The sequence below is a fragment of the Pseudoalteromonas sp. SS15 genome (assembly GCF_049257195.1).
GTDB lineage: Bacteria > Pseudomonadota > Gammaproteobacteria > Enterobacterales > Alteromonadaceae > Pseudoalteromonas.
Window position 1 is genome coordinate 307,519 of record NZ_JBMMUD010000004.1, and the last position, 22,984, is coordinate 330,502.

The window sequence follows — 22,984 nt, forward strand, 5'->3', positions numbered from 1 at the left end:
GCCCTTGAAGTTCAACAATTACTTGTTGTCTTTTACTTCTTCAAACTCTGCATCAACTACGTCGTCATCTTGCTTAGCTGAACCTTGCTGCTGTGCACCCGCGTCGGCACCTTGTGCTTGTTGCGCCTGTGCATTTGCTTGAGCAATTTCCATAAGCTTCTGAGATTTCTCAGCTAGCGCTTGAACTTTAGCATCGATTTCTTCTTTGCTATCGCCTTTAATTGCTGTTTCTAGTTCAGAAAGTGCAGCTTCAATTGCTGTTTTGTCTTCTGCAGGTAGTGCATCACCCGCTTCTTCTATTTGCTTACGCGTACCGTGAACCATTGCATCAGCTTGGTTACGTGAAGCAACAAGTTCTTCGAACTTCTTATCTTCTTCAGCATTCGCTTCAGCATCACGGACCATTTGGTCAATTTCATCATCGCTTAGACCAGAAGAAGCTTGGATAGTGATCTTCTGTTCTTTACCTGTATCTTTATCTTTTGCAGATACATGTAAGATACCGTCAGCATCAACGTCAAACGTTACTTCAATTTGAGGTACACCACGTTGTGCAGGACGGATACCTTCAAGGTTGAATTGACCAAGAGACTTGTTGTCACTTGAACGCTTACGCTCACCTTGTAGCACGTGAATTGTCACTGCTGATTGATTGTCTTCCGCAGTAGAGAATGTTTGCGACTTCTTAGTAGGAATAGTTGTATTTTTCTCAATTAACGCAGTCATTACCTGACCCATTGTCTCAATACCAAGAGATAAAGGACAAACGTCTAGTAATAGTACGTCTTTTACGTCACCCGCTAATACACCACCTTGAACTGCAGCACCTACAGCAACCGCTTCATCAGGGTTAACGTCTTTACGAGGCTCTTTACCGAAGAACTCAGTTACTGTCTTCTGCACTAGTGGCATACGTGTTTGACCACCAACAAGGATGATGTCATTAACGTCGCTCACAGAAAGGTCTGCATCAGCAAGTGCACGCTTTAATGGCTCGATTGATTGAGTTACTAGATCTTCTACTAAAGATTCAAGCTTAGCGCGAGTTAGTTTTACGTTCATGTGCTTAGGACCAGTTGCATCTGCTGTCACATAAGGTAAGTTAACTTCAGTTTGCTGTGCACTTGAAAGCTCAATCTTCGCTTTTTCTGCTGCTTCTTTAACACGCTGCATTGCAAGCGGGTCATTCTTAAGATCAATACCTTGATCTTTTTGGAATTCAGCTACTAGGTAGTTGATAACACGGTTATCGAAGTCTTCACCACCTAAGTGCGTGTCACCATTTGTAGCAAGTACTTCAAACGTGTGCTCGCCATCTACTTCATCGATTTCAATGATTGAGATATCGAATGTACCACCACCAAGGTCATAAACGGCAACAACATTGTCGCCTTGTTTCTTGTCCATACCGTATGCAAGTGCTGCAGCAGTTGGCTCATTGATGATACGCTTAACTTCAAGACCAGCGATACGGCCAGCATCTTTTGTCGCTTGACGCTGAGAATCGTTGAAATAAGCTGGTACTGTGATTACAGCTTCTGTTACTTCTTCACCTAAGAAGTCTTCCGCTGTCTTTTTCATTTTCTTAAGCACTTCAGCTGAAATCTGAGGTGCAGCACGTTTTTCACCACGTACTTCTACCCATGCATCACCATTGTCTGCTTTAGTAATAGTGAAAGGCATGATGCCAATGTCACGTTGTACTTCTTCGTCTTCAAAGCGACGACCGATTAAACGCTTGATTGCAAATAATGTGTTTTTAGGGTTTGTAACCGCTTGGCGTTTAGCTGGCTGACCTACTAAGGTTTCACCTTCTTCAGTGAAAGCAATAATTGATGGGGTTGTACGATCACCCTCAGCATTTTCAATAACGCGTGCGCTATCACCATCTAGTACTGCAACACAAGAGTTAGTAGTACCTAAATCGATTCCAATAATTTTACCCATGAATCTTCTCCGACTTCAAAATTCGTTGTTCGTTTCGATGACTAGTAAATAGGGGCAGTGTTTTTGAATTCAAGCGTAAAAATAAAAAAAAATGCATTTTTTTGAAATTATTTTTCTTTTGCCTGTTTTGTAGGCACTTTTTCTTCTTTAAATACCAAATAACGCAATTACCTTGCTTTGTTTACTGCAGTAAATCAAACTCAATAAATACTTAAGTAGAATTAAACTAACTATTTATGATCCTCGCCTGCAAACATTGTGACTCATTAGTTCGTGTTTCTTCACTTGGAGAACATCAGCGTGCAATTTGTCCTTGTTGTAAAAATGAGATAGTCAGTTATCAAACTAATCAACAACAATGGCTGATTGCATTCAGCCTTACCAGTCTATTATTCCTATTTTCTAGTCTTTATCCCTCTTTTGTAAGCTTCAGCCAACATGGACTAGTTCAAGATATAAGTTTATGGCAGGCTTTTAGTTTGCTTGCAGATAAATATAGTGTCGTTCTATCTGGTATTTTCGTGTTCAGTACATTTTTAATCCCACTGTTTGTATGCTTACTTGTACTATTAACTAACAGCCATTATTGGCAAGACCTAAATCCTCATAATGCTCGCTATCTGGCACGTTTACTCAATAAGACAAGAACGCTTAATCTCGCCGATATATTCCTAGTAGCCGTTTTAGTCAGTGTTTTTAAATTAATGTCACTCGCTGATATTGGATTTGGTCTTGGCTTTTGGGCTTATATTCTATTTGTAGTTTGTTTTATAGAGACGTTGTCTCTTATAAATGAAACTGAATTATGGGAAAGACAGCAGATGCTGTTTCAACCCGCCCTGCTTCACGATGGTAAAAGCGCGAGAGCACAAGAGCTCAAGCAGTGTTTAACTTGCTCTCAGCTAACCAGAGAAACTCATTGCCCGCGGTGTTATACTAAAACTTACTTCCGTAAACCCAATTCAGCGCAAAGAGCAATTGTTTGGATGGTCACTGCAACGATCTTTTTAATCCCAGCAAACCTGCTGCCCATTATGAATACCGTTAACCTGGGCAATGAAACACCGGCTACCATTTTCTCTGGCGTAGTTGTTATGTGGCAATCAGGCTCCTACCCAGTCGCTATACTGATATTCTTAGCCAGTGTTTGTATTCCGATTATTAAAGCTGTGGCATTGTTCTACTTAATATTACAATCGAGAAAGTGTACACACCCCAAACGGGCAAGCACAATTTATCTTTGGTTAGAAATAATGGGTAAATGGTCAATGATCGATGTTTTCGTCGTTATTATTTTGGTTTCTTTGGTACAACTTGGTACTGTGCTCAGTGTTGAACCTCAAATTGGTATCGTATTTTTTACTATCATGGTGTTATGTCAGATCGTTGCCGTGAATAGTTTTGACCCTCGGATCTTATGGGACAAGTTTCACAATCATGAATGAACACGCTTATATCGAATCTAAGCCAAAATTTACTGTGATTTGGATTATTCCAATCATCGCACTGCTTATAACTGCTTGGATGTTATTTAAGTACCAAGCTGATCAAGGTCATACAATTTATGTAAAAATGACGACTGCAGATGGTATCACAGCAGGTAAAACAGAAGTTAAAGTCAGAAATGTAAAGGTCGGTTTAGTAAAAGGCCTAGAATTGGATCTATCTCAAAATGGTGTGTTAGCTAAAGTTCAAATCGACAATCAATATGGTGACTTACTAACTGAAGATGCTAAATTTTGGGTTGTTAAACCACGCATAGACCAATCTGGTATATCAGGTATGAACACCTTACTCTCAGGGGCGTATTTAGAGTTAGAGCCAGGACAAAGCCAGAGCCTGTCATATTTATTCACTCTACAAGATGAACCTGCTTTGATAAGTAATGATATAGAAGGTAAGAGGTTCAAATTAACCGCGAGCTCAGCAGAAGTGCTTGATGTTGGAACTTCTATCTATTTTAGAGGCTACCGAATAGGTCAGATTGAATCCGGACGATTTGATGTTGATACCTTGTCTATGCAATACGGCATCTTTGTCTTTTCTCCATATGATAAACTGATCACCAACAACACGATTTTCTGGGTGAGTTCAGGGGTTGATTTCAGCCTCAATACATCCGGCGTACAATTTTCAACAGGAAGTTTATCAAAGTTAATCAAAGGTGGTATATCTGTTGATTACCCTCCAGAACAAAAGCCTAATGATATTGCAGTCGCTAATAAAACTTATGCTTTGCATAAAAACTATTCGCAAGCGCTAGAAAAACGCTTTGATGATTTCGACTTTTATATTGTCGAATTTGAACAGTCAATTCGTGGTCTCAATGCAGGTGCACCTGTGGAATACAGGGGAATGAGGATTGGCACTGTTGAACAAGCACCGGCCCAAATAGAGAAAGATGGAGAACCCATATACTTTGAGCAAGACAACACACAAGTGCCGGTTCTGATAAAAATTGAATATGGCAGAATTTATAAAAATGAGCAGTTAGCAAAACAATATTGGCAACAAAATATAGACAAATGGATTAACTCTGGATTACGAGCATCCCTAAAAAGTGGCAATTTGTTAACCCGTGCGGTATACATAGATTTTGATTTTTATAATAATGCTAATGAGATGAGTTATGTCACTAAAACTGACATATACCCTGTTCTTCCAAGCATATCGAGTGGTTTTACTGCTTTATCGGAACAAATGACGGCTTTGGTTAACAAACTAAATAAGCTGCCATTCGAACAAACCACCAACACATTAAACAATACATTAGTGGCATACCAATCTCTTGCAGAAGAATTAAAGGTCATGATCCACGAATTAAATAACAACGAGACTGCAAATAAAGTGGCTAAAAATTTAACACAATTAGAGACAACACTAACTCAACTCACTAGTAGCTTGAAGCAATTTGAAACCACATTATCTAGCTACCAACAAGACTCTGGTGTTGTCGATCAGCTAACCAATACATTGCAAGAGTTAGAAAACTTATCAAATACACTTAAACCACTATCTAAGGGTTTAAATGAGCAACCAACTATGCTGATATTTGATAAAAACACTCCAAATGACCCAATTCCAGAGAAGCCATAATGCGTAATTTAACTATTCTTTTGGTACTGCTAACGTTAACAGCTTGCTCCTCAGGCCAAAACATTCAGTTAAAATATTATGACTTTACGTATCAGCAAGAAGACAGTGCAACAACTTCTGGGCAGACGATAACTAAATACCTACATATTAATCAAGTAAAGATCCAAGGTGTTGCAGATCAACAACCTCTAATACAGATATTAACGGATAACTCTGTCAATATTGCCAATTATCACTTTTGGTCTCAGCACCCTAAATATACGCTTACTGACTCCATGGCACGTAGCTTGGTAAAGAAGGTATCTAATTACAAAGTAATTCCTGCCGGAAAAACAACGCCTCAAGATGGTGAGTTTATGCTCCAGGTGACTGTCACAAAACTTGCTGGCCATTATGAGTTTGGTTCATTGATTGAAGGCCAATGGTTTATTTATCAATTTAATCCCGAAGGAAAGATATTATTAAATTCAGAGCTGTTCTCGATTTCAACCCCACTAGAAGATTCAGGATTTGATGCGCTCATCAAAGCACATCAATTTAGCTGGGAAAAGCTTACTGATAAAATAACAGGAATCATTCTATCGAAATCTATTTAAGTGAAAGTTGATACAGATTACTCACACCCTGCTCTTCGTTTAAAATAACTTGTGTTTCTAAGTTGAACTTACATTTTTTTAGTAAGTTTATGCTTGCCCTGTTTTCAGGATCAGTGAGTGCACAGAGATATTTCAGTCCTAGCGTATTAAGCGAGTAATCAATGACACATCTTGCCGCTTCACTCGCATAACCTAACCCAGTAAATTCATCTAAAAACGCATAACCAAGATCTGGATACTGTAATGCTGGTCTTTTGTATAAGCCACATACACCGATTTGCCTAATATCTTTATCATTACTTTTAAGACACACAATATAAGGTGAAAAAGTATCTAACTTATAAGGTGTTAAAAAAGCGGTTTCAATGTAATGTTCTGCATCTTTATTAGTTTTAATGTTTTTATCAGCTATATTTTTTTTAAAACTATCTTGATTTAATAATTTAAAAATAAAACCGGCATCATTTAAAGTTGCCTTTCTTAGCAATAATCTTTTTGTATTCAATTTCACGATAGAACCCTAATCCCTTACTCTTGGATATACCACACCTACACTGTATACAATCTACAGCAAATACTATTAATTAAACAACTAATTATCTAATGTAAAGAGAACTCTTAAAACTACCGGTTATTAAAATTAACCTTTCTGTAACGTTTTGTTCTTTTATTTTAATCTGAGTTTGATAGGATGCAGTGGCTATAAAAACAACAGAACAGGTTAAGTAATGAATACTGAATCACCTATTTGTGATTTCGGCCTTCATCAAGGCGAGAAATACACTAGTTTGCCTGCAAGCTTTTTAAACTGGATGGTTGAAATTGACCATGAGAAATGTGCATTTGCAAAACAAGAATTACTAAGAAGAGAAACGGCCGCGCTTAAAAGTTGCTCAAAAAGAAATTAGTGCCCACCTGTAGCGCTTTAAAGCATATAGTTTAAACTAAGCGCGTAATTACTTCACACGGGTTTATTATGCGCAAATTATTAGCTCTCTCGGTAGCTATAACACTTTCAGGGTGTGCTACCTACACAGCTCAGCAGTCAAAAGCTGAATACCTTACTATCCTACACACTAACGATAACCATGGACGTTTTTGGCAGAACGAAAAAGGCGAATATGGTATGTCAGCAAGAAAAACACTTGTTGACAGGCTTAGAAATGAAGCCCAAAAAAATGGCCATGCCGTGTTATTACTTTCGGGTGGCGATATAAATACTGGCGTTCCAGAATCTGACCTTCAATATGCAGAACCTGATTTCAAAGGTATGCGTTTACTTGGCTATGATGCTATGGCAATCGGCAACCATGAATTTGATAATCCATTGCATATCCTTGATAAACAAATTGAATGGGCTCAATTCCCTATTCTATCGGCGAATATTCTTAATAAAAGTGATGCGTCTCATGCATACCAACCATACACAATTATAGAAAAAAATGGTCTTAAAATTGGTGTGATAGGCCTTACCACTGTCGATACAGTCAAGATTGCAAACCCCGAGTATGTTGGGCATTTAGACTTTATCAAACCGAGTATCGCTGCAAAAAAAGTACTGAACGATATTAATAATAAATATGAAGAGATCGACGTTACTATTGCCGTTACACACATGGGCCATTACCACGACGCAAAATATGGTATTAATGCACCCGGCGATGTCACTTTAGCAAGAGAGTTGCCAAAAGGCGCGCTCAATATGGTCATTGGCGGACACTCTCAAGAACCTGTTTGTGTAGATTCACTTGGTAACCCGGATAAAGGTTTTGCACCAGGAAAAGCTTGTAAGCCAGATAATCAGAACGGCACTTGGATCATGCAAGCCCATGAGTGGGGAAAATATGTTGGTAAAGCTGAATTTAAAATAGAAGGTGAAAAAATTACACTCGAGAATTATCAGCTAATTCCGGTCAATTTAAAAAGTGATACTGGTGAAGTGATCGGGGAATATATTCCAGAAGATCAGCAAATGTTAGCTCTATTAAAACCATTCAAAAAGATAGGTGAAGGACAACTTGATTTACCAATTGGCTTCACAGATGCATATTTAGACGGTAAACGAGATACTGTAAGATTTAAGCAAAGCCCATTAGCACGACTTATTATTAAAGCACAAAAAGAATCAGTGAATGCTGATTTTGGGTTAATAAGTGGCGGTGGCATACGTCACAGTATTGAAGCGGGCGAGATAAGTTATAAAGATGTTTTAAAAGTTCATCCTTTTAAGAACAGAATTACTGCAATGAATTGGATAGGTAAAGATCTAATTGATTACCTTGAAGTCGTTACTTCTTTCCCGATTGATGCTGGTGCTTACTTGCAATATGAAGGGCTAAGTTTTGAACGAAAAGAGGGAAAGTTAATTAATATAAAAATTAACGGTCAAGCTTTAGAACTTAACAAAACCTACAGAATGAGTATCAACAGTTACAATGCAGCAGGAGGTGATGGTTATCCAGTGCTTGTCGGTAGAAAAGGCTTTGTTCCTTCGGAACGAACTGATGCTGAAGTATTAAAAGCCTATATTGAGAAATACTCACCTATTAAAGTAAACGAACTATAAGTTCAGTCGTCTTGTATTCAATAATGGATGCCAGAACATATCTGGCATCTTTAGCGGATTATTTACCTCTTATCTCATAATCATTGTCTAACAAGCCCTTAAGACCATAGCTATGTAACTTAGATCGCGACCCTTCACCATGCGCTTTAGGTGGGTACAGTTTTGCTTTTAGTTCTGGGCTTTCTCTTAAAATTTCGTCAAGTGCAGCCCTAATCTCACTGAGAGTTTTTTCTAAACTGTTCGAGAAATTTGGCCTTTTTCTAACTGTATGTCCTAGAACAGATAATCTATGAAAATACTTTTCAGCGATAGTAAGTAACTCAGCTGGCACGTCTTTATTTAAATGAAGGTTTAAATCTGGGTAAGCATGGCTAAATTCGATCATTGCCAGATAAAAGCAAAGTGGCTTATTGGCCAATTGACTTTGAATATCATTAGTCCCCTCTATAAATAGTGACTTTGAGTATAAATCAATTACTAACTTTGGTTTTATAGTTTCGACTGAAACCGCTCTTTTTTTCACTTTGTTTTCAATATGTTTTCTAAATACTTTGCGATAGAGTAATGCGTTAGCCAAGGTAAGTAACATCACTATAATGTACGTGTATTTGGCATGGCTTCTATCAGCAATCAAAACTAAATAGATAGTTTTATAATTCGCAAACAATTCCAAAAATACTTTATCAGTTGGCTTAATAGTAGATATCGATTCAACTTTTACTCTAGAGTCTAGTGAATCGAGTTGTTGATTCAATTGCTCAATATAAATATCTACTTCTTGCTGGTTGCCTGCATAGTTAAAAAGTGGTTCAGCTAATGGTAGGCTGCTGACATCGAGAGAGACACGCTTAGCTACTTGTTCGCTCTGCAGTTCAACCGCCTGTGATATTTTACTTTCTTGCCCCAAATAAAACAGCAAACTTAACAAAACAAAAACGGCTGCTGTGAAAATATAAATAGGTTTTATGTTTATCATTATTTTTCACCAATAAATTTATAAGGTGAAAGATCGCACTGCCAGAACTTTTCTAGAGATTCGAAATAGGCACTGCCTACTGATTGCGCTATTTGTGTTGTGATTGTTTGAACGGCACAGGCAAGATCTGTATTGTTTTCTGTCAATTTAAGGTACCAGCGGCTGCCAGTAATATTATCACCAATAGGGATAATATAGTTATGGGAAAACTTTTCGTCATCAGTCTTATCATTCCAATAAGACGCGATAATATCTACTTCATTATTTGCAAGCTTTTCTCTTAATGCGGTGTGAGAGCTAACATAAGTAATATCTAGGTTTTTAATATCTAAATCTAATTGCTTAAATGCTTTCTTTGGCAAGATATGGCCAGATCGACTTGTTGGGTGATCAAGCAATCCAATACGCTTGTCAAGGAAATATGCCTTTTCAAGTTTTGGTTTTTCTTTATTGGAGATAAAAAATGCAGAGTAACTTGAATAGCCAATAATCGGTGTGTAGTTATGTGTCGCATCGGCACGAAGTGCTTGCATAATACTGTCTTTGCTCAATATGAGATCTGCGATACCTTTACCAAAAAATTCGATTTGTTCAGCTAAACTTCCCCCCCAAAAAACTTCAACATGACCAAATTGACGTTTAAGAACACTGTTTTGACAAAGCGCCGGAAGTATTTGCTCAGCAAGTTGTTTTGTGGGTACTTTAACTCTAAATACAGCTTGGTTTTCACTTGATGAAGTTTGGCACTGGAATTTATGTTGCTGTATAGGCACCAGATGTATAGATGTATCAGTAATAACCAATTGAGATAGTAGCCAAACTAACCATGTACTTGTGATAACAGACAGGAACAAGATAGTTTTTAACGATAATTTATATTTTTTTAACAAAACAAAAAGTAAGTTTATTGACAACACGGCTATTAGAGCAAGTTTACTTACTCATTACAATAGGTAAAATTATTTAAATTTCATAAACCCTTGATTTAACTACTTTGTTAACAAGTAATGATGAATAAACTTGAGTCCTTTATTCAAACTTCAAAAACACGGACAATTGACCTTAATAAGATTACGATTTACACGGGCTAACCATGTTGAATTTGACAACAGTTACTAAAACACTTGCTTTATCATTGACAATGTTAATAGTACTTAGTTCACAAAAAGCAGTAGCTTGGGGCCAAAACGGTCACAGAGTTATTGGTGAAATAGCTGATATGCATTTAACTGATAATACTAAATCAGCCCTGCAGCCTTTACTAGCTGGTAGCTCTCTTGCCCAAATCTCAACCTGGCCCGATGAAATGCGCTCTAATCCGGAGCACTTTTGGCGAAAAGAATCAGGCAAATGGCATTACATTAATATTAAAGATGCAAAAAAAATGCATCAATATGTAAACACTTCTATTGACTCCAGAGATAAAGTTGCACATATTTTAGACGGAATTTATTATTCTATTAATATTTTAAAGAGTAATAAGAGCGACTTAGAATCTAAAAAGTTTGCTTTAAGTTTCTTAGTCCACTTGGTTGGAGATAGCCATCAACCTTTCCATGCGGGACGCTCTGAAGACCGAGGTGGTAACTTAATTAAGGTATCTTTTTTCGGGAAAGAAACTAACCTGCACAGTACATGGGATACGCATCTTATTGAAAATGAAAATTTATCTTTCACTGAGTTTGCAGATTTCATAAAAACGTCAAATAAAAAGACTATAAAGGCATACTTAAATAGCCAGCCTGCTGATTGGTTGGTTGAATCAAACAAAATATCTCATCGTGTATACGGTGAAAACGAAACAAAGCTCAGTTATGGCTATGTCTACAAACATATGCCAGTTGTCAAAAAGCGCTTATCACAAGGTGGTATTCGTTTAGCCGGGCTTCTCAATCAAATTTTTGACAGTAACGCAAAGCCGCTAACTGAAGCGCTTATTAAAAAGCGTGGTTAATGGCATGCAAAAAAGTAAGTTAAATAATCTCAACACGGGAAACAATAAAATGAAAACTCAACTACGCAAAACGGCACTATCGCTTGCAGTTATTGCTGGCATCGGTGCAAGTGGCGCTGCGTTTGCTAACGAAACCTCTTCTGCAGTGAAAGGTCAGATCGTTGGTCCTCAAGGTAATCCAGCTGCTGGTACAACAGTAACTATCATGCACTTACCTTCTGGTTCAACTAAAGTGGCAACTGTAAATGATGCAGGTTACTTCTCAGCAAAGGGTTTACGTGTAGGTGGTCCTTACCAAATCATCGTTGATTCAACGACTTTTGAAGATCAGCTTATCGAAAACGTATATCTTTCTCTTGGTTCTGACTACCCAGTAAACGTTCAGTTGAAAGCTCCTTCAGATATCGAGCAAATCGTTGTAACAGGTCGCCCAATTAGCCAGATGTCTGGTGGTACAGGTCCTGCGGCAACTTTCACACTTGAAAACCTTCAAGAAGCACCTGCGATTAACCGTGACCTTCGTGATATCGTTCGTGCAGATCCACGTGTTTACGTAGATGAGAGCCGTGGTGCTATCCAATGTGGTGGTGGTAACCCTCGCTTTAACAGCCTTACACTAGACGGCGTTCGTATGAACGACAACTTTGGTCTAAGTTCAAACGGCTACCCTACTGTTCGTGCACCTTTCTCTTTTGATTCAATCGACCAAGTTGCTGTTGAACTAGCACCTTTCGACGTTCAATACGGTGGTTTCACTTCTTGTAACATCAACGCGGTTACAAAGTCTGGTGGTAACGATATCAGTGGTGGTATGTTCTACGACTACACAAATGACTCTATGAAGGGTGATAAGGTAGAAGGCGAAGACATCGACAACGGTGATTACTCTGAAAAGCGTTACGGCTTCCACGTTGGTATGCCTCTGATCGAAGATTCATTATTCCTATTTACTTCTTACGAGAAGTTAGAAGGTGTTGAGCAATTTAGCTACAGTGCTTTAAACAATACTGTAAGCCAGTCTGACCTTGACCGTATTATCGCAATTACAAAAGACAAGTATAACTATGACCCGGGTACAATGGTTCCTAGTATGCCTGTTGAAGATGAAAAGCTTCTAGTTAAGCTTGATTGGAACATTAACGACAGCCACCGTGCTAACGTAGTGTACAACTGGAATGATGGTTTCCGTTTATCTCAGTCTGACCAAGCAAGTGATGAGCTACCGCTAAGCAACCACTTCTACGAGCAAGGCGCAGAGATGACGTCAATCGTAGCGTCACTATACTCAGACTGGACTGATGAACTTTCAACTGAAGTACGCATCGGTAAAACTGATTTAGATGGTCGCCAAGCATCACTAGATGCTGCATCTGGTTTTGGTGAATTCCAAATCACAACCGAAGACGAAGGTACAGTTTACATTGGTCCTGATGACTCTCGTCAATCAAATGATCTAGACTGGGATAACTTCACGCTTAAATTAGCGGGTACTTATTACCTTGATGAGCACACTATCACTGCTGGTTACGAGTTCGAAGAATTAAATGTATTCAACCTATTCATGCAGCATACACAAGGTGAATTCCGTTTCAGCTCTATTGAAGATTATGAGAACGGTGCTGCATTCACGTTCTACAACAACTCAGCTGGTACTAACAACCCTAACGATGTAGCTGCTTCATTCTCTTATGCGCAGCATACTTTCTACGTTCAAGATGAATACGCATTCTCTGATATCGATGCAACACTAACGTTCGGTCTACGTTATGACCGTTACACAAGTGATGACAGTCCAACAGAAAACAAGCGCTTTGAAGAACGTTATGGTTTCATGAACACTAAAAACCTTGATGGCGTTGACTTACTTCAACCACGTGTAGGTTTCAACTGGTATGTTGATGACGCGTTAGAAGTACGTGGTGGTATTGGTCTATATTCTGGTGGTAACCCGAATGTATGGCTATCTAACTCATACTCAAATGATGGTGTAACTCAAATTGGTAAGCGTGGTTTCTATGCTAACTTATTTGAAACTGAGTTAACGAACATCCACGGTGGTACACCAGGTTATGATGTTCCTAAAGACATGTTCGACGCTATCGGTAACACTGCTATCGGTGATGGCGACGGTGCTGTAAACTCAACTGCGCCTAACTTTGAAATTCCTTCAGAGTGGAAAATCGCTTTAGGTGCAACCTACACAACTGAAGACGAGTATGTGTTCAGCGTAGATTACCTATACACAGATAAGCAAAACTCAGCGCTTGTAAAAGACATTGCACTTCAAACAACTGGTAAAACAGCACCTGACGGTCGTCCTCTTATTGAAGAGCGTGAAGACGGTCGAGATGGCGACTACATGTTAACTAACGTATCAGGTCCAGATGCTAAGTCACACATCATCTCTGCTGCAATGAGCAAGCGTTTTGATAATGGTATTGACTTAACTCTATCTTATGCATTCACTGACTCTCAAGATGTGAACCCAATGACAAGCTCTACAGCTGGTTCGAACTACGGTAACATCGCGACATTCAACCCGACTGCACCAAGCTTATCTACGTCTGATTATGAAGTACCACATCGTTTTACTTTACAACTTGGTTATAAAGTAGAACTAATTGACGGCTTCAAGACTAAGTTCAACCTATTCGGTCAGGCAAGCAAAGGTCAACCGTACAGCTACCTATTCTCTGGCAGCGACAGCGCGTTTGGTGATGCAAGCTGGAACTCACGCAGTGGTCGTCAGCTAATGTATGTTCCTGAAATCAATGATGACAAAGTAACTTACAACATGTCAGCTGCTGAAATCGAAGATTTCCATAACTGGATCGCTGAACAAGGTTTAGATCGTGGTCAAATCGCAGCTCGAAATAGCCAAAATGCTGATTGGTTCAAAAAGCTAGACTTCAAGATCACTCAAGAAGTACCTGGATTTATGGATGGTCACAAAGGTGAAGTATTCTTCGTTATCGACAACTTAACTAACATGTTAAACGATGACTGGGGTGTAATGCGTAAAGGTAACTTCGTAGGTAACCGAGTTGTTAAGGCAGCGATTGTTGACGGTAAGTACGTTTACTCTGACTTCAATCCAAATGCAGCTAACCAATCTGTACAGAAAGATGTATCAGTTTGGGAAATGCGTTTCGGTGTGAAATACACTTTCTAATCTAAATTAGATTTATTAAGGCCAACGCATGTTGGCCTTTTTTATATGTGTTCATTAAGTTTGTGTAACACCGCTTTCAATGTCACTCGTTCTTCTTCTGACAGATCTTTTAACAATGACTTTTCCCAAGCTTTAGCTGAGACTGACAGTTTTTTATAAATTTCACGCCCTTCTTTAGTTAAGAACAGTACTTTGCTGCGCTTATCTTTTTCGTCGGCTCTAAGCTCTACTAAACCTCTTGATTCTAGTTGTTTAATTGCTCTTGATATCGTTGATTTATCAATTCGAGCGAGATCAATTAATTGTTTTGCAGTAAAGTTCGATTGTGCCAGATGTGCCATAACACGCCATTGAGGCGAGGTTAAATCGGCTTGCTCTTTATATACATTTGCAAAGTCATCACTTACTTTGTTTGCTAAATGTACGAGTTGATAAGGTAAAAATTCTGTAATTTCTAACATAAACTGTCTTTTATTTTCTGCATCTCATTGCCTTTGTAAACTAAATTATACAAGCAAAGTTTGTTTTTTAATTTGAACATAGTCTCACATGAGAGTATCTTAATTGCAAACATCAAAGGAGCAAGTTCTATGAGCACAGAATTTCAGTACTTAACAGGTTTTGGAAACGAGTTTGAAACCGAAGCTTTACCAGGCGCATTACCAATAGGTCAATTCTCACCACAAAAAGTAAAATACGACCTATATGCTGAACAATTTAATGTAACCGCGTTCACAGCACCACGTGCTGACAATCGTCGTAATTGGTTCTACCGTATTCGTCCTTCAGTTGTTCAAGGTGACTATACGCCGATGGACAATGGTTTATTAAGAACAGCGCCAATTACTGAAGTGCCAACACCCCCTACTATGCTACGCTGGAACCCTATCGACATCCCAAATGAAGCAACAGACTTTGTTGACGGTCTAGTAACCATGGCAGCAAATGGCAGTGCAAACGGTCAAGTGGGTATTGGTATCCACGTCTATGTTGCTAATAAATCAATGCAAGGTCGTTATTTTTATAATGCTGATGGTGAATTGCTATTCGTTCCTCAACAAGGCGAAATGGTTTTACATACTGAATGCGGTAAACTTGCAGTAAAGCCGGGCGAAATTGCAGTTATTCCACGTGGTATCAAGTTCTCAGTTGAAGTAATTGGCGACAGTATTCGTGGCTATATCTGTGAAAACTACGGCCACCCTTACATTCTGCCAGAGCGTGGCCCTGTAGGCGCTAACGGTTATACCAATGAGCGTGACTTCCAATATCCTGTAGCTGCGTTCGAAGATCTTGAAGGTGACTTTGAGCTTGTGGCTAAGTTTAACGGTAACCTTTTCCGCTGTAACATTGGTCATTCACCACTAGACGTTGTAGCTTGGACAGGTAATAGCGCGCCTTATAAATATGACCTTTCGCGTTTCAACGTGATGAACACCGTCAGTTTTGACCACCCAGATCCGTCAATTTTCACAGTCCTAACGTCTCCATCAGGTACCGCTGGTGTAGCCAATGTAGACTTTGTGATCTTCCCACCACGTTGGATGGTTGCAGAAGAGACTTTCCGCCCACCATATTATCACCGCAACATTATGAGTGAGTTTATGGGCTTAATTGAAGGTGTGTATGATGCGAAAGAGCATGGTTTTGTTCCTGGTGGTATGAGCTTACATAATTGTATGTCACCGCATGGACCTGAAGCCGATGTATTCGAAAAAGCTTCAAATGCAGAGCTTGAGCCGCAAAGATATGAAAACACTTTAGCTTTCATGTTTGAGTCTCGTTATGTGATCTCTCCAACAAAATACGCACTTGAAGGCAAAGAAAGACAACAAAATTACCTTGATTGTTGGAAAGGTATCAAAAAGTACTTTAAGGGTGCTTAAGCTTTCTATAATGTTATAAATATTAGGCACGCAATCGCGTGCCTTTGTCGTGATTAAGGACCTGAATATGAAACTTTATACCTATTTTCGCTCTTCTGCAGCGTATAGAGTACGCATTGCATTGAATTTAAAAGGCATAGCGCATGAAATGTCTGCGGTTAACCTCTTGAAATCAGAACAAACTGGAGAAGAGTACACCAATAAAAACAGTCAAGGTTTATTACCTGCGCTAGAAACTGAGCAAGGTGTTTTAGGACAGTCTCTGGCAATTCTAGAATGGTTAGAAGAAGCATATACCGATACGCCTCTACTTCCGAGTGACCCATGGCAGAAAGCTCAAATTAGAAGCTTTTGTTATGCCATAGCTTGTGACATACACCCAATCGATAACTTGCGTGTCCTTAAATACCTATCAAATGAACTAAATGTTGATGATGAGCAAAAGAACATTTGGTACAGACATTGGGTTATTGAAGGGTTTAAGAAACTTGAAACTATGCTAACCGGTGATAAGTTTTGTTTTGGCGATAAACCTACGCTCGCTGATGCGTGTTTAGTGCCTCAAGTGTTTAATGCGTTACGCTTTAAAGTAGATATGAGTCAATTCCCAAAAATTGAAGCTATTTACAATCACTGTAATACGCATAAAGAATTTATTGATGCAGCGCCTGAAAATCAATTCGACGCTGCTTAATATTTCATTCATTGTGCGCTTACTGAAGCGCACAATGCACCTGATCTAAGTGTCCGATTAAATCTAAACCTAAGTCAGTCAAATAACCGCCATCAGGACTATCAATAACACCTTTCTTGTAAAGCCTTTCTGCCGCCGCGATCAAACTAGGGTCAGCGTCTTTATGGATTTTGATCCCCATTTGCATACTTGAACGTGGAAACTTTGCTAAAAGTGTTAACTCAGCCATAAAATTACTATCTATAGCCATAACCTCTCCCATTAATTTATTGTTGTTGTGGTAATATAGGTTCAAATTTTCATGAACTAAACTAAGGTTAGCTAAAAATAGGAGTTATGCCATGACATACAACAAATTTAGTTTTATTAGCCTTGTGATAACCTCTTTATTTATTTCAGGTTATAGTTACGCTAACCCCAAGTTAAACAAGACTAATTTATTTTTAGACAATCTTACTCCTGTTTGTTGGTATAAAGACGCTAAATACAGTGAAGGTGCATTGATTGTCATGGCTGATAAACTATTCGTTTGTGCTAATAAGTTCGATAACCAAACAAATGGTCAACTAACATGGCGAATTGCTGATGAAAACGGGCAACCGCTCCCACATAAACCAAAGAAATCCATTCGCATTAACTAAACAAGAAGTCATTATTTATGGAACAACCAAATAACCCACTTCACGGTATAAAACTAGAAGAGATATTAATTAAGCTTGAAGCAGAGCTTGGTTGGGAAGAGATGGGAAATATTGTCAATATTCGTTGCTTTACCCACGACCCGAGCATTAAATCGAGTCTAAAGTTTTTGCGAAAAACACCTTGGGCAAGGGACAAAGTTGAACAACTCTATCTTGATACTTTTCATGGGTTTAAGTGGTCACCTATTAAGAAGTAATTGCGGATACAAACTTTTATGTGAACTATGCAATTTATCTACAATAAAATCAGGTACTGACTTATTACATGCAAAATATAACTGATTATTAATATTATCGAGTTTCAAAAGAGGTTCTAGGTGCTGCATGAGTTTATTATCTTTCGATGCATCTTGAACCTGACTATCCCCCAAAACGACCAAGTCTAATTGATTCTTTCTTGTTTCTAGAATTTCTAACACTTTGCTAAAACTAGATATGACAACTAATTGCTCTTGTTCATTAAACCCATGCTCTTTAAGATATTGATGGCTAAAGTTATTTCTAATAACCGCTGTCCTATATTTTAATGCATCCTCTAATACTGAGAGTTTTAAATTGCGGCTTTTTAGTGCATAAAATGAACTAGTAAACTGACCAACAGGGAACACCCAATTAAACATATCTTCACGTTGGTTATTTCTACCTATAGAAAAGATACACGTATTAGGATCTCTTTTAACGGCACTGTATGCAACATGCCAAGGCTCAACTGAAAGGCTGTAGTCAATATCGGCATCTGCCAAGATATTTCTTACTTTAGTTACAGTTGGACCTACCAAGTTACCTTGATTATCTAGATATTGATAAGTCGGAAATAACTCTGTGACGATATTCAATGTATAAGCAAATGTTTTTGTTGATAACAAAAAGAGGAAAAAGAACAACGCTGATTTCATATCGCTCCCTATAATAAAAAGGTGATGGTTTTAAAACCATCACCTAATACTATAGCTTAACTTCTATTAATCGCATCTAGAAGAAATGCTGATATTTTCGCGCCTTCGCGTAAAGTTGTCTCAGAACTTGATTGACCGACTAATGAGCTGTCAGTAAATGGAGCGATTTCCATCATATCTGCGCCTGTGATTGGGAAACGCTCAGACAATGCCTTCAAAATAACCATGGCTTCATCAGGGGTCATACCATTGCCTTCAGGTGTACCAGTTGCAGATGCCCACTGTTCATCTAAGGCATCGATATCAAAACTAACGTATAGCTCATCTACATTGTCAGCTTGCAGCTGTGCGATTACATCGTCTACGATTGCGTGAGCACCACGCTCTCTGATTTCATGCGCCCAATGTTGCTTAACACCAAACGTAGACTCCCAATGAGACTTATCTTTACCACTTGAACGAATACCAAACTGAATCAAATGATGCGGAGCTGGCAAAAACTCAAGAATATGCGTACACCAAGAGCCAAAACATAAATCAATACCTAAACGCTCTACTAACAAATCTGTATGTGCATCGAAGTGAATAATAGCAGTACGCTTACCCGCATCTCTTTTCGCTTTCAAGTACGACTTTGTTAATGGATAACTGATCGAGTGGTCACCGCCAATACCGAAGATCCCTTTGTTAGGGTAATGCTGATAGAAACCATCACATACATCTTCAGTAATAGAGAGAGGTGATACGTGGTAGCCTTCTTCAGAACTTTGATAAAGCGCCTTTTGACAATTCTCTATGGTGACTTCATTGAGGTATTTATCATGAAGTAGGTGTGGAATAACACGAACATCGCCTAAATCAAACGCATCGATATGAGGCTGCTGCTCAATTAAAGTGCTTCTTAGAAATAATGGTCCCCAGTTGGCGCCTCTTAAAATACCGCCGCCGCAGTCTGAGCTGATACCTAAAATTGCCGCTTTATGCTCTGACTCTTCAATCTTCAGTAGTGACTCTTTCCAGATCTGCTCAATACCTTCAGTTTGCCCATAAAGCTTTGTACGCAGTGCATCTTTTCTTTCTTTTGCAGTATTAACAGTAAATACACCATCTCCCGGAGGACATAAACACTGGGTCATTTTATTGTAAAATTGTTCTTTGCTAATACTCATAGAAACCTCTGCTTGCTTTGCATATTCATGCTAAAACTTTGTTAAGAAAAAATATCTCACCTAATACTGTGTTCATTAAAGCGCACAGTAAAACACGTTCAAAAAGACAAAAACATTTTTATATATTCATTGAAATACAATGTCTTAAGCTTAATTAGACGTTAAATGGTAAAACAGAATTTTTGTTTGTGGGCAGAGATATAGCACGCTGTCGTTTTATGTCAACAAGGGCCGTTTTATTGCAAAACAGCCCTTGGTTTAATATTCAGTTTAAATGAATATTTTACTCATAACCTCTTGGTTTCTTGGTCTTTATGATAGCAATATAACCATGCCAACTGGCGTAACTAAGTAATGGCATAATCACTATAAAGGCCGTGCCACCTGTGGCAAAACCAAACAATACTAAAAACAATATGATGAATGCCCATACTATCATAGCTGAAGCATTGTTCTTAACCGCATTTATAGACGACACAACCGCAGTCATAATATCAACTCGGCGTTCCATCATGATCTGTGGTGTAAATGCTGATATTGCAAACACACTCATTAATAAGATACCGCCAATTAAACTGCCTAACGCTAAAAATGATTGTAGTTGCTCAAATGTCGGATTAGGCACGTTCGGATATAGCGCGTGTACAAGCGCCGCTAAACGCATCCAAACAATCATTATGACCATGAGAAGTATCGCAAACCCCCACTCTCCCGCAGGGTTTCTGAACATAGATTTCAAACTATGTCCTAACGTTGGTGTATGGCCTTTTTCTAACTCCCAAGCGACATCATAAAGCCCTGCTGCGAATGCAGGACCAATCAGCGCAAAGGCTACTGCGGCAGGCAGAATAACCAGGTGTGTATCTAATTGGTAAATTAAATATAAGATAGTGACGGGTATGGCAGTAAATACTAACCCATAGATTAAACTTAACATTGGTGCTCTCACCATATCGGCAATCGCAAGCGATAGCCAGTGAAACGGTGCTAGTGAACTAATTCTGTTACTTTCGAGACAGCGAGCAAATTCTGTATTTTTATCGATTGGTGGTGAAGCTGGCATAATAACCCCTTTTTTGTTGCGGCTATATTAATGTTTAGAAGAACAACTCCAATCTTGCAAGGAATTGCATGATCGTGCACAAAGACAATCGGACATCTGTCCTGTACTTTATACGCTAATCTTTCAAACTACGGTTTTATAATAAATAAGGTTTACTATGGATAAGGTATTTCATTTGGGCCTAAGCACCGAGCAACTAAAAGGTGCTAATTTAGCAATTGTTCCTGGCGATCCTGAAAGAGCTGAGCGTATTGCTAACAAACTCGATAACAGTATTTGTTTAGCAAAAACACGCGAATTTCACGTCTATCTCGCAGAACTAAAACAACAACCTGTCGTGATCTGCTCAACTGGGATCGGTGGTCCTTCTACGTCAATTGCAGTAGAAGAGCTCGCTCAACTCGGTGTCAAAACATTTTTAAGAATCGGTACAACCGGGGCAATACAACCTCATATCAATGAAGGTGATATCTTAGTAAGCACGGCGTCAGTGAGACTTGATGGTGCTAGCCAGCATTTTGCTCCTCTATCTTACCCTGCTGTCTCTGACTTCCACTCAACCGCTGCAATGGTACAAGCCTGTGAAGAAATCGGTGTGACATATCATGCAGGCATAACGGCATCGAGTGATACATTTTATCCAGGCCAGGAACGCTACGATACATACTCTGGTTATGTGAATAAGGCGTTCCAAGGCAGTTGCGAAGAGTGGCAAAAACTGAATGTTATGAACTATGAAATGGAGTCTGCAACTTTATTTACAATGTGTGCAGCTTTAGGTTTAAAAGCGGCTTGTATCGCGGGTGTGTTAGTGAATAGAACACGTCAGGAGATCCCAAATGTGGATCATCAAGAGATAGAACAAAAAGCAATTGCAGTGGTTTTAAAAGCGGCAGAAATCGTGTTAGAAAAATAATCTCTAAGATTATGAAAAAGCGTATGTAAGCCTAGCTCACATACGCTTTTTTTATTTCATAATTACCGGTAAAACTGTCTAATACTACATCAGCAACACCCGATTGATTTTTATATTGCTCAGTTTCAACTAACGTAATTTCTACCACTTCAACTTCATCAAGACTCAATCCTGATAGTGCCATTTGACTCAGAGCACTTTGTAATGGTGACAGACTCGGGTTGTACGCCACATTTTCAGCATAACGACCGTAAAAATCACCATGCTTTGCAGTTTTAATTTGTACTGCTGACTTGTTACCTGAATATGGCGCATATGAAGCCTGGTAGTGTTTAAGCAATTCAGGTGAAATAGGTAGTTTTGAATCGAAGGTATGTGGCTCTGATTTATCAAGAAGACGTGTTTCATTACCCAGATCTGCTGGACCGAAAGAGTGAGGTAACAACTCTGGTAATGAAGTATTGGTATTTGGTAAAAGTATTTCTATCTTTTCTGATAACTTCACTTCATTAATAAATTGCCTGCAATGGCCACAAGGTGCATCAGTGATGGCAATGTATGAGATATGTGTTTCGCCATTTATCCAGGCTGTATTGATAGCAGATTGTTCAGCGTGAACCACTAAACACAATGCGGCGTGATTAAACTCTAAATTGGACCCTATGTATGCACAACCAGAGACGCTGCTGTAAGCAATCGCACCGACATTAAAGTTAGAAATCGGCGCTATTGAAAATTTTGCTGCAATAGGTAGCAGGCTTTGCAAAAGAGGTTTGATTTCTACATCAAACCTAGCCATTAACGAATCAAGTAGTGTTTTAGGAATGACACCACCATTAGATTGAATTTTTTGTTGTAATTCTTGTTCTAGTTCTTTTGGAATCGTTAGCATAAAAATGCCACACGTTATGAAAAAGGCCGAATAGTTTATCCCTTTATCATGAGTTAGACAACCAATGCTTAGCAGTCTTGAAACAATCGAAGTTCTCTACCGTGATCCCAAAGCGTTTCGCTTTCTGCAAAAATAAATCATGCATGTAGCCATCAAAACTCACTACACGTGCCAATTTTATATTCTGCAATGCATTTGCTACCTTTGGCATTAAAGACACGATATCAATCGCGGCAAAGTTATGTTCAAGCTCAGTCACATCTATCAGTAATTTTGAGGACTTATAATCTTGTGCATAACTGTTCGCTCTTTGATAGGTTTTTATTACGTCTTCAGCGGTTACAACGCCTATAAGTGTCATCATCACAAGCGAAGTTGATTCATCATAAGTAATACTGGTAGATAGCGTTTGCATAGAACCTCAAATAACGTGTTAACTCTAAAACGCCATCTCCTTTAC

Annotated in this window: 22 protein-coding genes and 1 pseudogene; 12 read left to right on the forward strand and 11 right to left on the reverse strand. The window is 38.8% G+C overall.

Features of this window, described 5'->3' with window-relative positions; translation table 11 throughout:
- Positions 1-18: 18 nt before the first annotated feature.
- Positions 19-1,947: a molecular chaperone DnaK gene (dnaK, locus tag AAEU28_RS10615; RefSeq protein WP_421964084.1), complete on the reverse strand. Its 1,929-nt coding sequence runs from the start codon at positions 1,945-1,947 to the stop codon at positions 19-21.
- 236 nt (positions 1,948-2,183) lie between these two features.
- Here dnaK and AAEU28_RS10620 point away from each other — a divergent pair, with 236 nt between their 5' ends.
- Genes AAEU28_RS10620 through AAEU28_RS10630 form a run of 3 tightly spaced genes read left to right on the forward strand, consistent with a single transcriptional unit; the run spans position 2,184 to position 5,639 of the window.
- Positions 2,184-3,392 (forward strand): PqiA/YebS family transporter subunit, encoded by a 1,209-nt coding sequence (locus AAEU28_RS10620; RefSeq protein ID WP_421964085.1) that lies wholly within the window; start codon positions 2,184-2,186, stop codon positions 3,390-3,392.
- Entirely contained in the window at positions 3,385-5,043 is a 1,659-nt protein-coding gene (gene pqiB / locus AAEU28_RS10625) for an intermembrane transport protein PqiB (protein ID WP_421964086.1), read from the forward strand. The genes AAEU28_RS10620 and pqiB overlap by 8 nt, the downstream gene beginning before the upstream one ends.
- The gene (locus AAEU28_RS10630) at positions 5,043-5,639 is read left to right on the forward strand and encodes a PqiC family protein (RefSeq protein ID WP_421964087.1); all 597 of its coding nucleotides are present in this window, start codon (positions 5,043-5,045) and stop codon (positions 5,637-5,639) included. The genes pqiB and AAEU28_RS10630 overlap by 1 nt, the downstream gene beginning before the upstream one ends.
- On the opposite strand, the gene AAEU28_RS10635 is transcribed toward AAEU28_RS10630, so the two are convergent.
- Entirely contained in the window at positions 5,632-6,150 is a 519-nt protein-coding gene (locus tag AAEU28_RS10635) for a GNAT family N-acetyltransferase (RefSeq protein WP_421964088.1), read from the reverse strand. The genes AAEU28_RS10630 and AAEU28_RS10635 overlap by 8 nt on opposite strands.
- Before the next feature lie 217 nt (positions 6,151-6,367).
- Between AAEU28_RS10635 and AAEU28_RS10640 the strand changes: the two genes are divergently transcribed.
- On the forward strand, positions 6,368-6,547 hold the full coding sequence (locus AAEU28_RS10640; RefSeq protein ID WP_138479514.1) for a hypothetical protein: 180 nt from the start codon (positions 6,368-6,370) through the stop codon (positions 6,545-6,547).
- A gap of 68 nt (positions 6,548-6,615) precedes the next feature.
- Positions 6,616-8,205 (forward strand): bifunctional UDP-sugar hydrolase/5'-nucleotidase UshA, encoded by a 1,590-nt coding sequence (ushA, locus tag AAEU28_RS10645; protein WP_421964089.1) that lies wholly within the window; start codon positions 6,616-6,618, stop codon positions 8,203-8,205.
- Positions 8,206-8,263: 58 nt separating this feature from the next.
- Here ushA and AAEU28_RS10650 read toward each other — a convergent pair whose 3' ends face one another.
- Together AAEU28_RS10650 and AAEU28_RS10655 are read right to left on the reverse strand one after the other, a co-directional pair.
- Positions 8,264-9,181, reverse strand: a complete 918-nt coding sequence (locus AAEU28_RS10650; protein WP_421964090.1) for a hypothetical protein — start codon at positions 9,179-9,181, stop codon at positions 8,264-8,266.
- On the reverse strand, positions 9,181-10,035 hold the full coding sequence (locus AAEU28_RS10655; RefSeq protein WP_421964091.1) for a PhnD/SsuA/transferrin family substrate-binding protein: 855 nt from the start codon (positions 10,033-10,035) through the stop codon (positions 9,181-9,183). The genes AAEU28_RS10650 and AAEU28_RS10655 overlap by 1 nt, the downstream gene beginning before the upstream one ends.
- A gap of 287 nt (positions 10,036-10,322) precedes the next feature.
- Here AAEU28_RS10655 and AAEU28_RS10660 point away from each other — a divergent pair, with 287 nt between their 5' ends.
- Both AAEU28_RS10660 and AAEU28_RS10665 read left to right on the forward strand, forming a co-directional pair.
- The gene (locus tag AAEU28_RS10660; protein ID WP_421964198.1) at positions 10,323-11,135 is read left to right on the forward strand and encodes a S1/P1 nuclease; all 813 of its coding nucleotides are present in this window, start codon (positions 10,323-10,325) and stop codon (positions 11,133-11,135) included.
- Positions 11,136-11,184: 49 nt separating this feature from the next.
- Positions 11,185-14,307 carry a TonB-dependent receptor gene (locus AAEU28_RS10665; protein ID WP_421964092.1) on the forward strand — a complete coding sequence of 1,041 codons (3,123 nt, stop codon included), beginning with the start codon at positions 11,185-11,187 and terminating at the stop codon, positions 14,305-14,307.
- 41 nt (positions 14,308-14,348) lie between these two features.
- Here AAEU28_RS10665 and AAEU28_RS10670 read toward each other — a convergent pair whose 3' ends face one another.
- Positions 14,349-14,768 carry a MarR family winged helix-turn-helix transcriptional regulator gene (locus tag AAEU28_RS10670; RefSeq protein ID WP_421964093.1) on the reverse strand — a complete coding sequence of 140 codons (420 nt, stop codon included), beginning with the start codon at positions 14,766-14,768 and terminating at the stop codon, positions 14,349-14,351.
- 129 nt (positions 14,769-14,897) lie between these two features.
- On the opposite strand from AAEU28_RS10670, the gene hmgA reads away from it, so the two are divergent.
- The gene (gene hmgA / locus AAEU28_RS10675; RefSeq protein ID WP_421964094.1) at positions 14,898-16,193 is read left to right on the forward strand and encodes a homogentisate 1,2-dioxygenase; all 1,296 of its coding nucleotides are present in this window, start codon (positions 14,898-14,900) and stop codon (positions 16,191-16,193) included.
- A 67-nt stretch (positions 16,194-16,260) separates the two neighbouring features.
- Positions 16,261-16,887 carry a maleylacetoacetate isomerase gene (maiA, locus tag AAEU28_RS10680; RefSeq protein WP_421964095.1) on the forward strand — a complete coding sequence of 209 codons (627 nt, stop codon included), beginning with the start codon at positions 16,261-16,263 and terminating at the stop codon, positions 16,885-16,887.
- 19 nt (positions 16,888-16,906) lie between these two features.
- Here the strand turns inward: maiA and AAEU28_RS10685 are convergent, their stop codons facing one another.
- Positions 16,907-17,137 carry a TIGR02647 family protein gene (locus tag AAEU28_RS10685; RefSeq protein WP_390443705.1) on the reverse strand — a complete coding sequence of 77 codons (231 nt, stop codon included), beginning with the start codon at positions 17,135-17,137 and terminating at the stop codon, positions 16,907-16,909.
- Between the two features lie 91 nt (positions 17,138-17,228).
- Here AAEU28_RS10685 and AAEU28_RS10690 point away from each other — a divergent pair, with 91 nt between their 5' ends.
- Both AAEU28_RS10690 and AAEU28_RS10695 read left to right on the forward strand, forming a co-directional pair.
- Positions 17,229-17,528, forward strand: coding sequence for a DUF1496 domain-containing protein (locus AAEU28_RS10690; RefSeq protein ID WP_421964096.1), 300 nt, complete (start codon positions 17,229-17,231; stop codon positions 17,526-17,528).
- Between the two features lie 17 nt (positions 17,529-17,545).
- A pseudogene (locus tag AAEU28_RS10695) lies at positions 17,546-17,743 on the forward strand (VF530 family DNA-binding protein); the annotation flags it as partial.
- Between the two features lie 24 nt (positions 17,744-17,767).
- Here AAEU28_RS10695 and AAEU28_RS10700 read toward each other — a convergent pair.
- The 3 genes from AAEU28_RS10700 to AAEU28_RS10710 form a co-directional block, all read right to left on the reverse strand.
- On the reverse strand, positions 17,768-18,484 hold the full coding sequence (locus tag AAEU28_RS10700; RefSeq protein WP_421964097.1) for an amino acid ABC transporter substrate-binding protein: 717 nt from the start codon (positions 18,482-18,484) through the stop codon (positions 17,768-17,770).
- 56 nt (positions 18,485-18,540) lie between these two features.
- Positions 18,541-19,653, reverse strand: coding sequence for an arginase family protein (locus AAEU28_RS10705; protein ID WP_421964098.1), 1,113 nt, complete (start codon positions 19,651-19,653; stop codon positions 18,541-18,543).
- A 283-nt stretch (positions 19,654-19,936) separates the two neighbouring features.
- On the reverse strand, positions 19,937-20,716 hold the full coding sequence (locus tag AAEU28_RS10710; RefSeq protein ID WP_138479538.1) for a DUF2189 domain-containing protein: 780 nt from the start codon (positions 20,714-20,716) through the stop codon (positions 19,937-19,939).
- Positions 20,717-20,873: 157 nt separating this feature from the next.
- Here AAEU28_RS10710 and udp point away from each other — a divergent pair, with 157 nt between their 5' ends.
- Positions 20,874-21,632 carry a uridine phosphorylase gene (gene udp, locus AAEU28_RS10715; protein ID WP_421964099.1) on the forward strand — a complete coding sequence of 253 codons (759 nt, stop codon included), beginning with the start codon at positions 20,874-20,876 and terminating at the stop codon, positions 21,630-21,632.
- Positions 21,633-21,663: 31 nt separating this feature from the next.
- Here udp and cdd read toward each other — a convergent pair whose 3' ends face one another.
- The gene (gene cdd, locus AAEU28_RS10720) at positions 21,664-22,524 is read right to left on the reverse strand and encodes a cytidine deaminase (RefSeq protein WP_421964100.1); all 861 of its coding nucleotides are present in this window, start codon (positions 22,522-22,524) and stop codon (positions 21,664-21,666) included.
- Between the two features lie 46 nt (positions 22,525-22,570).
- The gene (locus AAEU28_RS10725; protein WP_421964101.1) at positions 22,571-22,939 is read right to left on the reverse strand and encodes a hypothetical protein; all 369 of its coding nucleotides are present in this window, start codon (positions 22,937-22,939) and stop codon (positions 22,571-22,573) included.
- Positions 22,940-22,984 lie beyond the last annotated feature (45 nt).

Excerpts from the sequence above, each read along its gene's own strand:
- ushA (WP_421964089.1), top strand. The coding sequence starts at position 6,616 with ATGCGCAAATTATTAGCTCTCTCGGTAGCTATAACACTTTCAGGGTGT.
- AAEU28_RS10705 (WP_421964098.1), bottom strand. The coding sequence starts at position 19,653 with ATGAGTATTAGCAAAGAACAATTTTACAATAAAATGACCCAGTGTTTA.
- AAEU28_RS10690 (WP_421964096.1), top strand. The coding sequence starts at position 17,229 with ATGACATACAACAAATTTAGTTTTATTAGCCTTGTGATAACCTCTTTA.
- dnaK (WP_421964084.1), bottom strand. The coding sequence starts at position 1,947 with ATGGGTAAAATTATTGGAATCGATTTAGGTACTACTAACTCTTGTGTT.
- AAEU28_RS10665 (WP_421964092.1), top strand. The coding sequence starts at position 11,185 with ATGAAAACTCAACTACGCAAAACGGCACTATCGCTTGCAGTTATTGCT.
- maiA (WP_421964095.1), top strand. The coding sequence starts at position 16,261 with ATGAAACTTTATACCTATTTTCGCTCTTCTGCAGCGTATAGAGTACGC.
- AAEU28_RS10725 (WP_421964101.1), bottom strand. The coding sequence starts at position 22,939 with ATGCAAACGCTATCTACCAGTATTACTTATGATGAATCAACTTCGCTT.
- AAEU28_RS10650 (WP_421964090.1), bottom strand. The coding sequence starts at position 9,181 with ATGATAAACATAAAACCTATTTATATTTTCACAGCAGCCGTTTTTGTT.
- AAEU28_RS10670 (WP_421964093.1), bottom strand. The coding sequence starts at position 14,768 with ATGTTAGAAATTACAGAATTTTTACCTTATCAACTCGTACATTTAGCA.
- AAEU28_RS10620 (WP_421964085.1), top strand. The coding sequence starts at position 2,184 with ATGATCCTCGCCTGCAAACATTGTGACTCATTAGTTCGTGTTTCTTCA.
- AAEU28_RS10710 (WP_138479538.1), bottom strand. The coding sequence starts at position 20,716 with ATGCCAGCTTCACCACCAATCGATAAAAATACAGAATTTGCTCGCTGT.
- pqiB (WP_421964086.1), top strand. The coding sequence starts at position 3,385 with ATGAATGAACACGCTTATATCGAATCTAAGCCAAAATTTACTGTGATT.
- AAEU28_RS10640 (WP_138479514.1), top strand. The coding sequence starts at position 6,368 with ATGAATACTGAATCACCTATTTGTGATTTCGGCCTTCATCAAGGCGAG.
- AAEU28_RS10660 (WP_421964198.1), top strand. The coding sequence starts at position 10,323 with ATGTTAATAGTACTTAGTTCACAAAAAGCAGTAGCTTGGGGCCAAAAC.
- AAEU28_RS10685 (WP_390443705.1), bottom strand. The coding sequence starts at position 17,137 with ATGGCTATAGATAGTAATTTTATGGCTGAGTTAACACTTTTAGCAAAG.
- hmgA (WP_421964094.1), top strand. The coding sequence starts at position 14,898 with ATGAGCACAGAATTTCAGTACTTAACAGGTTTTGGAAACGAGTTTGAA.
- cdd (WP_421964100.1), bottom strand. The coding sequence starts at position 22,524 with ATGCTAACGATTCCAAAAGAACTAGAACAAGAATTACAACAAAAAATT.
- AAEU28_RS10630 (WP_421964087.1), top strand. The coding sequence starts at position 5,043 with ATGCGTAATTTAACTATTCTTTTGGTACTGCTAACGTTAACAGCTTGC.
- AAEU28_RS10700 (WP_421964097.1), bottom strand. The coding sequence starts at position 18,484 with ATGAAATCAGCGTTGTTCTTTTTCCTCTTTTTGTTATCAACAAAAACA.
- udp (WP_421964099.1), top strand. The coding sequence starts at position 20,874 with ATGGATAAGGTATTTCATTTGGGCCTAAGCACCGAGCAACTAAAAGGT.